At 73.1% G+C, this 9703-nt stretch carries 10 protein-coding genes and 1 tRNA gene; 5 read left to right on the top strand and 6 right to left on the bottom strand.

What is annotated here, in order from left to right:
- The first annotated feature begins 76 nt into the window (after positions 1-76).
- Complete coding sequence (locus NWP09_RS09195) at positions 77-1585, top strand: sensor histidine kinase (protein ID WP_258275213.1); 1509 nt, start codon at positions 77-79, stop codon at positions 1583-1585.
- A gap of 77 nt (positions 1586-1662) precedes the next feature.
- Here the strand turns inward: NWP09_RS09195 and NWP09_RS09190 are convergent, their stop codons facing one another.
- Positions 1663-1911 carry a WhiB family transcriptional regulator gene (locus NWP09_RS09190; protein ID WP_021010012.1) on the bottom strand — a complete coding sequence of 83 codons (249 nt, stop codon included), beginning with the start codon at positions 1909-1911 and terminating at the stop codon, positions 1663-1665.
- 138 nt (positions 1912-2049) lie between these two features.
- On the opposite strand from NWP09_RS09190, the gene NWP09_RS09185 reads away from it, so the two are divergent.
- A complete protein-coding gene (locus NWP09_RS09185; RefSeq protein ID WP_258275212.1) occupies positions 2050-2448 on the top strand; it encodes a hypothetical protein in 399 nt (132 codons plus the stop codon).
- 23 nt (positions 2449-2471) lie between these two features.
- Here NWP09_RS09185 and bcp read toward each other — a convergent pair whose 3' ends face one another.
- Complete coding sequence (bcp, locus tag NWP09_RS09180; RefSeq protein ID WP_258275211.1) at positions 2472-2942, bottom strand: thioredoxin-dependent thiol peroxidase; 471 nt, start codon at positions 2940-2942, stop codon at positions 2472-2474.
- A gap of 107 nt (positions 2943-3049) precedes the next feature.
- Between bcp and NWP09_RS09175 the strand changes: the two genes are divergently transcribed.
- A tRNA-Lys gene (locus NWP09_RS09175) sits at positions 3050-3125 on the top strand.
- Between the two features lie 72 nt (positions 3126-3197).
- Here NWP09_RS09175 and NWP09_RS09170 read toward each other — a convergent pair.
- The 4 genes from NWP09_RS09170 to NWP09_RS09155 all read right to left on the bottom strand — a co-directional run bounded on the left by NWP09_RS09170 (position 3198) and on the right by NWP09_RS09155 (position 6552).
- Positions 3198-4052 (bottom strand): hypothetical protein, encoded by an 855-nt coding sequence (locus NWP09_RS09170; RefSeq protein WP_258275210.1) that lies wholly within the window; start codon positions 4050-4052, stop codon positions 3198-3200.
- Positions 4053-4109: 57 nt separating this feature from the next.
- Entirely contained in the window at positions 4110-5333 is a 1224-nt protein-coding gene (locus tag NWP09_RS09165; RefSeq protein ID WP_309137112.1) for a pyridoxal phosphate-dependent aminotransferase, read from the bottom strand.
- Between the two features lie 108 nt (positions 5334-5441).
- Positions 5442-6314 carry a PfkB family carbohydrate kinase gene (locus tag NWP09_RS09160; protein ID WP_258275209.1) on the bottom strand — a complete coding sequence of 291 codons (873 nt, stop codon included), beginning with the start codon at positions 6312-6314 and terminating at the stop codon, positions 5442-5444.
- A 13-nt stretch (positions 6315-6327) separates the two neighbouring features.
- Positions 6328-6552 (bottom strand): hypothetical protein, encoded by a 225-nt coding sequence (locus tag NWP09_RS09155; RefSeq protein ID WP_258275208.1) that lies wholly within the window; start codon positions 6550-6552, stop codon positions 6328-6330.
- Between the two features lie 122 nt (positions 6553-6674).
- Between NWP09_RS09155 and NWP09_RS09150 the strand changes: the two genes are divergently transcribed.
- Both NWP09_RS09150 and NWP09_RS09145 read left to right on the top strand, forming a co-directional pair.
- A complete protein-coding gene (locus NWP09_RS09150) occupies positions 6675-7244 on the top strand; it encodes a TetR/AcrR family transcriptional regulator (RefSeq protein WP_258275207.1) in 570 nt (189 codons plus the stop codon).
- Positions 7244-9703 (top strand): MMPL family transporter (locus NWP09_RS09145; protein WP_258275206.1); only part of this gene is annotated, 2460 nt, incomplete at its 3' end. The genes NWP09_RS09150 and NWP09_RS09145, both read left to right, overlap by 1 nt.

Below are 9703 nucleotides of genomic sequence, written 5' to 3'. Positions count from 1 at the left end.
CCGCCGAGCCGCGCCTCGCTCCGCGCGGCGACCGAGCGGCCGCGGCGCGCCTGGCGCGCCGCGCTACGCTGAACGGGTGACGAGCCTGACCTCGATCGCCGAGCGCTACGGCACGCTCACCGACGACGACCTCCAGTGGCTGCACCGGCTCGTGGCCGACTTCCAGCTGCTCGCCGACCTCGCGATCGGCGACATCGTGCTGTGGCTGCCGACCGGCGACGAGGACGGCTACATCGCCGCGCAGCACGCGCGGCCCGCGGGTGCGGCGACGCTCTTCTACCGCGACATCGTCGGCCAGCCGGTGCGGAACGCGTGGCGCGAGCAGGTGGGCCGCGCATTCGACGAGGGCATCGCGCTCGCGGGCGACTCCCCGCAGTGGGGCGGTGAGGCCGACGCCAACGTGCGCGCGATCCCGGTCCGCCGCCGCGAGGTCGAGCCCTCGACGCGGCTGCTCGAGCGGCCGATCGCCGTCATCACCCGCCACTCCAACTACGCCGACACGCGCAGCGCCGGCCGGCTCGAGCGGACGTTCAAGGAGTGCGCCGACGAGCTGTTCCGCATGATCGCGCGCGGCGACTTCCCCGACCAGGCAGCCCCGTCGGAGCCGCGTCGCGGAGCCGTGCGCGCATCCGACGGCCTCATGCGGCTCGATCAGGCGGGCGTCGTGACGTTCGCGAGCCCCAACGCGCTCTCGGCGTTCACGCGGCTCGGCTTCCAAGGCGAGCTCGAGGGGGAGTCGCTCGCCGAGATCACGACCGAGCTCATCGACGACTCGCACGAGGTCGACGAGGCGCTGCCGCTCGTCGTCACCGGGCGCGCGCCGTGGCGCACCGACCTCGAGACGCGGCACGTCACGCTCTCGCTCCGGGCCGTGCCGCTGCGCTCGGGCACCGAGCGGCTCGGCGCGATCGTGCTCGTGCGCGACGTGACCGACCTGCGCATGCAGGAGCAGACGCTCATCACGAAGGACGCGACGATCCGCGAGATCCACCACCGCGTCAAGAACAACCTGCAGACGGTCGCGGCGCTGCTGCGCATCCAGTCGCGGCGCACGAAGAGCGACGAGGCGCGCACGTCGCTGCAGAACGCCGAGCGCCGCGTCTCGTCGATCGCGGTCGTGCACGACACGCTCTCGGAGGGGCTGAGCCAGTCGGTCGACTTCGACGCCGTCTTCGACCGGGCGATGAAGCTCACGAGCGAGCTCGCGTCGCTGCACGCCGCGCACGTGCGCACCGAGCGGATCGGCTCGTTCGGCGTGCTGCCGAGCGGCTACGCGACGCCGCTCGCGCTCGCGCTCACCGAGCTCGTGACGAACGCCGTCGAGCACGGGCTCGCGGGCAAGCAGGACGGGCTCGTGCGCATCACCGCGCAGCGCGACGAGGGCTGGCTCACGGTGCAGGTGTGCGACAACGGCATCGGGCTGCCCGCGGGCCGCGTGGGCTCCGGCCTCGGCACGCAGATCGTGAAGACGCTCGTCACCGGCGAGCTCTCGGGCACGATCGACTGGGGCGCGCGAGCGGTCGAGGGCACCGAGGTGACGGTGCGGGTGCCGCTCGCCTACATCCGCGAGGACGACGCGCTCTGACGCCCGGCGCATCCGCCCGGGAACGCAGCAGCGGGGCCGCCTCTCGGCGACCCCGCTGGGAAGAGCTCTGCTGGCGCTCAGCCCGCGCGGCGGGCGCGAGCGGCGCGGCGCTTGAGGGCGCGGCGCTCGTCCTCGGAGAGGCCGCCCCACACGCCGGAGTCCTGGCTGGTCTCGAGCGCGTACTGCAGGCACATCTCGGTCACCGGGCACGTCGCGCAGACGGCCTTGGCCTTCTCGATCTGCTCGAGCGCCGGTCCGGTGTTGCCGACCGGGAAGAACAGCTCGGGGTCGACCGTGAGGCAGGCAGCGTCGTCACGCCAATCCATAGATGTGCTCCTTGTACATTGGAGGGAGAGCGCGCATCGCGGGAAGGCCGCGGCGCATGAAGTGCAAGGGCGCTGCAGCACTGCCGCCCGACGTTCCATGCTTCCACAGGCGCACCGGAGAGGCAAGGATTTTCTGCTGTGAGCGACGTCTCGAGGGTCCGCCCGGCCACCGCTTCCGCGGTCGGCATCCTGCTGCTGCTCGAGGGCCTCGGCATGATCGGCGTGGCCGTCTGGCTGGCCTTCGCGTCGTTCGGAGACCCGGTCGAGCACCTCGCCGGCGGGCTCTTCCTCGCGGTGCTCGCTGCCGGCTGCGCGCTGTTCCTCTCGCTCGCGGGCAAGGCGATGCTCGACGGCCGCGCGTGGTCGCGCGCGGCGACCGTGGTGTGGGCGGTGCTGCAGCTCGGCGTCGCGCTCGGCACGTTCGACGGGGGAGCGGGGCCGGTGCCGCTCGCGCTCGTGCTCGCGGGGTTCTCGGCGGCGCTGCTCATCCTCGTGCTGCGGCGCAGCGTCACCGAGTGGCTGCGCCGCGAGGAGTGAGCCGCGAGGAGTGACCCAGCGGCTCAGCCGCGGAACGCGAGCCGCTTGTCGAGCATCTCGAGGTGTCCCTTGGCCTTCGTGTTGTAGAAGGCGTGCGTGATGACGCCGGCCTCGTCGAGCACGAACGTCGAGCGGCGCACGCCCTCGACGATGCGGCCGTAGCTGTTCTTCTCGCCGAACGTGCCCCACGCGCGGTGCACCTCGAGGCTCTCGTCGCTCAGCAGCGGGAACGTCAGCGCGTCCGTGTCACGCGCCCGGGCGAGCTTCTCGACCGGGTCCTTCGAGATGCCGACGACGGCGTAGCCGTGCGCGCCGAGGTCGGGCAGGGCGTCTCGGAAGTCGCACGCTTGCTGCTTGCACGCGACCGTGAGCGCCTCGGGGTAGAAGTAGACGATCGCCTTCCGGCCGCGGAGGTCCGAGAGCGAGACGGGCGTGCCGTCCTGGTCGGGCAGGGTGAAGTCGGGGGCAGGCATGCCGGGTGCGAGGTGCGTCATCCCCTCCATCCAAGCAGAGCGGATGCGTCGGGCCGGCCGGCGGGGACGCCCCGGCTGGCACGCGACCTGAGGGCTGTGGTATCGTTGTTCCTCGGTCGAGAGACCATGCACCTCTAGCTCAATTGGCAGAGCAGTTGACTCTTAATCAATTGGTTCCGGGTTCGAGTCCCGGGGGGTGTACCAGGCAAGGGCCCTGATCTGCGAGCGATCGCCGGTCGGGGCCCTCGTTCGTCCCGGCCCGGTGTGCAGCCGGAGTCAGTTCCCCGCCAGCGCTGCGTCCCGCGCGAGCTGCTCCTCGGCGACCGCAGTCGCTCGAGCCAGGGTCTCCTCGGCGGTTCGTCCGCTCGTGGAGAGGTGCAGGACGGGCAGGGGGAGCTGCGGCAGCAGCGCGAGCTCGAGCTGGCGGCGGTGGCGCATGAACTCGACATAGCCGTCGAAGCCTGACCACTCGCGCCGTAGGCCCAGTCCCTGCCGCGTGTGGTACTCGATGACGGCGCCGAGCCACTCGGCGGAGCGCTCGGCGGCGGCGCGCCGCAGCACGTCCTCGGGGTCGCCGGGGTCCAGGTAGATGAGGGCGGGCCGATGCTCGCGCACCGCGTCCACGAGACCGCGCACATGCTCGGCCAGCGCGTCGAACGGCTGGTCGAACCGAGCGACGAGCGCGCAGACGGGGTTCTGGATGAGCACGCACTCCCAGACCTGCACGCGCTCGGGCAGCGGGGCGCTGCCGAACCTGCGCCAGCTCTCCGTCAGCACGCGGCGGTGCACCTCGGGCGACACGTCGCCGTCGTAGCTGTCGAAGCGGCGCAGCGCCTCGACGAGCTCGGAGGGGAGGTGCGGATGGTCCGCGATGCGGAGGAGCCACGCGTCGCCCTCGGCGACGAACGCTCCGTCGAGCAGCTCGCGGTGCTGCGGCATCCGCAGCTCGAGCGCTGCGCGCTGCTCGTCGGTGAGCACCGCGACCTGCTCGAAGTCGACGGGGTGGTCCGTGCGCCCCTCCGACCAGTGCTCCGCCGGCCAGCCTGAGGCCGAGAGCGCGTCGGCGAGCCCCGCGGCCAGGGTGGTCTTGCCCGAGCCCGGGATCCCCTCGACGAAGAGCAGTCCTGGCACCCGGCCACAGTAGCGGCGCCGGCGCGCTCGCCTGACGCAGCCCGCGAGCCCGCCTCGCTACTGCCGGTACGACGCCAGGAAGTTGCCGATCCGCTCGACCGCGACGACGAGGTCGCGCTTCCAGGGCAGCGTCACGATGCGGAAGTGATCGGGCGCCGGCCAGTTGAAGCCAGAGCCGTGCGTCACGAGGATCTTCTCCTGCCGCAGCAGGTCGAGCGCGAGCTGCGCGTCGTCGTGGATCTCGTGCACCTCGGGGTCGAGGCGCGGGAACGCGTAGAGCGCACCCTTGGGGTTCACGACGCTCACGCCGTGGATCGCGTTGAGCCCCTGCACCGCGGCGTCCCGCTGCTCGAGCAGGCGCCCGCCGGGCAGGATGAGGTCCTCGATCGACTGGTGCCCGCCGAGCGCGACCTGGATGCCGTACTGCGCCGGCACGTTCGGGCACAGCCGCGTCGACGCGAGCAGCGTGAGCCCCTCGAGGAACCCCTTCGCGTGCTCCTTCGGCCCCGTGATCGCGACCCACGCGGCGCGGAAGCCCGCCGCCCGGTAGGTCTTCGAGAGGCCGTTGTACGTGAGCGTCAGCAGGTCGGGCGCGAGCGTCGCGATCGACACGTGCTCGGCGTCGTCGTAGAGGATGCGGTCGTAGATCTCGTCGGCGAGGATCAGCAGCGAGTGCTCGCGCGCGAGGTCGACGATGCCCTGCAGCACCTCGCGGGAGTACACCGCGCCCGTCGGGTTGTTGGGGTTGATGACGACGATGGCCTTCGTGCGCGGCGTGATCTTCGCCGCGATGTCCTCGAGGTCCGGCGCCCAGCCCGCCGACTCATCCGTCAGGTAGTGGATGGGCGTGCCCCCGCCGAGCGAGGTCATCGCGGTCCAGAGGGGGTAGTCGGGCGCGGGGATGAGCACCTCGTCGCCCGCGTCGAGCAGCGCCTGCATCGTCATCGTGATGAGCTCGGAGACGCCGTTGCCGAGGAAGACGTCGTCGACCGTGAGCGGCGGGAACCCGGGCACGCCCTCGTAGCGGGCGACGACCGCGCGCCGCGCGGGCAGCACGCCCTTCGAGTCGGAGTAGCCCTGCGCCGCGTGCAGGTTCGCGATCATGTCCTGCACGATCGTGTCGGGCGTCTCGAAGCCGAACGGCGCGGGGTTGCCGATGTTGAGCTTCAGGACGCGGTGCCCCTCGGCCTCGAGTCGCGCGGCCTCGGCGGCCACCGGGCCGCGGATCTCGTAGAGCACGTGCTTGAGCTTCGAGGACTGATCGAGCGCTTTCAGGGCCATTGCTCCATGGTAGGCGCGCGCGCTGGAGCTCCAGAGCGGCGGCCCTTGCGGGCCGCCGCCGCGACGCCAGCGCCGGGGCCCGTCCCGGGCCCCGGAACGCCGCGCTCGTCAGCGAGCGGAGCCCGGCAGCTGCAGCAGCCCACCCGCGGCGCGCGTGGTGGCCGCGGCCACGGCCATCGCCCGCTCGAGCGGCCCGGCCCATCCGCCCCGGTGCTCCCCGGCGACGACGGATGCGGTGAGGGACGCGAGCACGCTGTCGCCCGCCCCGATGGTGTCGACGATGGGCGCCTCGAGCGCGGGCACCGCGGCGTGCACCGCCCCGCCGCTGGTGAGGATGCTGGCGCCGAGCGGCCCGCGCGTGACGGCGACGGCGCCGGCGCCCGCGGCGATGAGCCGGGCGGCGGTCTCGTCGGCGTGCTCGCCGTAGACGAGCTCGGCGTCCTCGTCGCTGAGCTTCACGAGCAGCGCACGGGCCGCGAGCGCGTCGAGCGCCGCCGCGAAGCGCTCGCGCGCGCGGGGCTCCTCGAGGTAGGCGGGCCGAGCGTTCGGGTCGATGAGCAGCCGCTCGCTCGAGCGCTCGAGCGCGAGCAGCGGCGCGACCTGCCGCTCGTGCTCGAGCGCGAGGCAGGACACGACCACGAGCGGCGCGGCGGCGAGCAGCGGCTCGGCAGCGGCGAGGTCGACGAAGCGCGACCGGCCGGCCGCGTTGAACTCGTACCGCATCGTGTCGCCGTCCCGCACGGCAGTCGCGACGGCGGTGCCGCGCGGCGCGGGCGACGCGGCGAGCCCCACGCCGAAGCGCTCGCAGTGCGCGCGCACGAGCCGGCCGGCGTCGTCGTCGCCCACCATCGCGACGAGCGTCGCGGGCACGTCGAGGCGCGCGAGGCCGACGGCCACGTTGAGCGCGGCGCCGCCGACGTGGCGCTCGCCCGCGATGTCGTCGACGAGCGCATCGCCGATGACGACGACCGGCTCGGTCATGGTCGTGCCGGGCTCAGCGGCCCTTGGCGGCCTTCTTGAGCTCGCGCTCGAGCTCCTGCTGCCGGATGCCGTCCTCGCGCTGGTTGACGGCGCCGATCGCGAGGGCGACGCCGATGCCCCAGCTCGCCCACAGCAGCGCGAGCCGCCAGTCCTTCGGCCCCTGCCGGGTGGCCTTCACGACCGCCATGCCGCTCGCCACCGCGCTGAGCACGCCCGCGTTGAACAGGTACTTGCGCATCTCGCCTCCCTCGTCGCGACCAACCTAGCGCCGCTCGCTGAGCGCGCGACGGCTGCGGCGCATCCGCACCCGACTGACCGATCGGTCGACATCTGACCGATCGGTCAGTATGCTCACGGTTCGTGACCACTCGCGACACGATCCTGCGGGCAGCGCTCGAGCGCTTCGCGCGCACCGGCTACCTCGGCACGTCGATCCAGCAGATCGCCGACGATGTCGGCACCTCGAAGTCGTCGGTGCTCTACCACTTCGAGTCGAAGGAGGCGCTGCTCGAGGCCGCGATGCAGCCGGCCATCGACGCGATGGCGGGGCTCGTGGCGACGCTGCCCGAGCTCGCGGCCGACAAGGTCGAGGCCGCGCCCGCGCTCGTCGCCGGGTTCGTCGACACCCTCATCGCGCACAGCGCCGCCGTCTCGATCTTCGTCACCCAGCGCGGGGCGCTCCAGGACGTGCCGGTCATCGCCCGCGCGAACGCGATCGTCGACGAGATCGCCCGCACCCTCGTGCTCGAGGCGCCGAGCCCGCGCGTGCACACGCGCCTCTCGATCGGGCTCGCCGGCGTCGCCTTCATCCTCGGCGACTCGCTCGACGCCCACCACGAGCACCTCGACCCCGCCGAGATGCGCGAGATCTTCGTCGACACGCTGCTCGAGCTGTGCATGCCGACGGCGATCCTGCGGGGTGAGGGCTGATGGCCACCTGGCTCTCGCGCGTCGGCGCGGCGTCGATGCGCCGCGCGTGGCTCGTCATCGCCGCGTGGGCGGCGATCGTCGTCGGCGTGCTCGGCGGGGCGTTCGCGCTCGGCCCGAACATGCAGGAGTCGTTCGCGATCCCCGGCACCGAGTCGCAGCAGGCGCTCGACCGACTCAGCAGCGTCTTCCCGCAGGTCGCCGGCTCCTCCGTGCAGGTCGTCTACCAGGCGCCCGACGGACAGGGCGTCGAGCAGTTCCGCGACGCGATCGAGCGGCAGGCCGCCGAGATCGAGGCGATCGACGACGTCGCGACGGTCGTGGCGCCCTGGAGCGAGTTCGCGACCGAGCAGGTCTCGGCCGACGGCCGCTTCGCCTACGCGCAGGTGCAGTTCGAGCCGCAGGGCTCGGGGGTCACGCCCGCGGGGCTCGACGAGCTCGTGGCGTCGGCGGATGCGGTGCGGGCGACGGGCCTGTCGGTCGAGTTCGGCGGCCAGGCCTTCCAGGCGACGAGCGTGCCGATCACGTGGGTGGAGGGCGTCGGCGTGCTCTTCGCCGGCATCGTGCTGTTCGTCGCCTTCTGGTCGCTGCTCGCCGCGGGCCTGCCGCTCGTGACGGCGATCGTCGGCGTCGCGATCACGATGGGCGGGGTGCTCGGCGCCTCCGCGCTCGTGACCGTCTCGAACTCCGCGCCGCTCATGGCGCTCATGATCGGTCTCGCGGTCGGCATCGACTACGCGCTCTTCATCCTCTCGAAGCACCGCGCGCAGCTCGCGCGCGGCATGGGCATCGTCGAGTCGGGCTCGCTCGCGGTCGGCACCGCCGGCACCGCGGTGCTCTTCGCCGGGCTCACCGTCATCATCGCGCTCGTCGGGCTCCTCATCGTCGGCATCCCGTTCCTCTCGGTCATGGGCATCGGCGCGGCCGTCTCGGTCGCGATCGCCGTGAGCGCCGCCGTGACGCTGCTGCCCGCGATCATGGCGCTGCTGGGGGAGCGGCTGCGCCCGAGGCCGGGCAGCCGCGCGGCACGGCTCGCCGAGCGCGACGTCGACGCGTCCCCGACGATGGGGATGCGCTGGGTCACGGGCATCACGAAGCGGCCGTGGCTCGCGATCGTGGGCGTCCTCGTGGTCGTCGGCGTCGCATCCGTGCCCGCCGCGAGCCTCGAGCTCGCGCTGCCCGACAACGGCCGCGAGGAGCGCGGCTCCACGCAGCGGCTCGCGTACGACATGCTGCAGGAGGGCTTCGGCGAGGGCACGACCGGCCCGCTCGTCGTGATGGCCGACATCACGCAGGTCACCGACGTCATGGGCGTGCTCGAGGAGCTCTCCGACGACCTCGCCGAGATCCCCGGCGTCGCCCGCATCGGCAGCGCCTTCCCGGACGCGACCGTCGACACCGCGATCATCCAGGTCATCGCCGAGACCGGCCCGGCCGATCCCGAGACGGCCGACCTCGTGCGCGCGATCCGCGACGCGGCACCGGCGCTCGAAGCCGAGCACGGCACCCCGCTCGCCGTCACCGGCGCGACCGCGGTGCAGATCGACGTGTCGCAGCGCCTGCAGGATGCGCTGCTGCCCTTCGGCGCGGTGGTCGTGACGCTCGCGGTCGTGCTGCTGCTGCTCGTGTTCCGCTCGATCCTCGTGCCCGTCACCGCGGCGTTCGGCTTCCTGCTCTCGGTGCTCGCGGCGTTCGGCACCGTCGTCGCCGTGCTGCAGTGGGGCTGGGGCGCCGAGCTGCTGCACGCCGAGCCCGGCCCGATCCTCTCGTTCATGCCAGTGCTGCTCATGTCGGTGCTGTTCGGCCTCGCGATGGACTACCAGGTCTTCCTCGTCTCGGGCATGCGCGAGGCGCACGCGCACGGGCAGGACGCGGCGAGCGCCGTGCGCCACGGCTTCGCGAGCAACGCGCGGGTCGTCACGGCCGCCGCGCTCATCATGGTGTTCGTCTTCATGGGCTTCGTCCCCGAGGGGATGGCGGTCATCAAGGCCATCGCGCTCGGCCTCGCGGTCGGCGTCCTGGTCGACGCGTTCCTCGTGCGCATGACGCTCATCCCGGCCGTCATGACGCTGCTCGGCGAGCGCGCGTGGTGGCTGCCGCGGTGGCTCGACCGCACGCTGCCCGACATGGACGTCGAGGGCGAGCGACTCTCGCGCCACCGGGCGGCACTGGCGTGGGCGGCGGATGCGGGAGGTCACCTCGCGCTCGAGCGGCTCCGCCCGCACGTCGACCACGGCCTGCCCGGCACCGCCTCCTGGACGCTCAGGGCGCCGCGCGGCGCCGTCGTGCGCCTCGACGCGCCGTTCGCGGAGCGGCAGCGGCTCGCGCACGCGCTGCTCGGCGACATCGGCGCGAGCGGTCGCGCGCACCTCGGCGGCGCGGCGCTGCCGGGCGACGTGCGGACGCTGCGCGGCCGGATCGCCCTCGTCGACCTCGACGGCGACGCCGGGTCGGCGCACGAG

This window comes from Agrococcus sp. HG114, assembly GCF_024723325.1.
Taxonomy (GTDB): Bacteria; Actinomycetota; Actinomycetes; order Actinomycetales; family Microbacteriaceae; genus Agrococcus.
The sequence above is the reverse complement of the archived record's forward strand: the minus strand, read 5'-3'. Positions and strand labels throughout refer to the sequence as shown.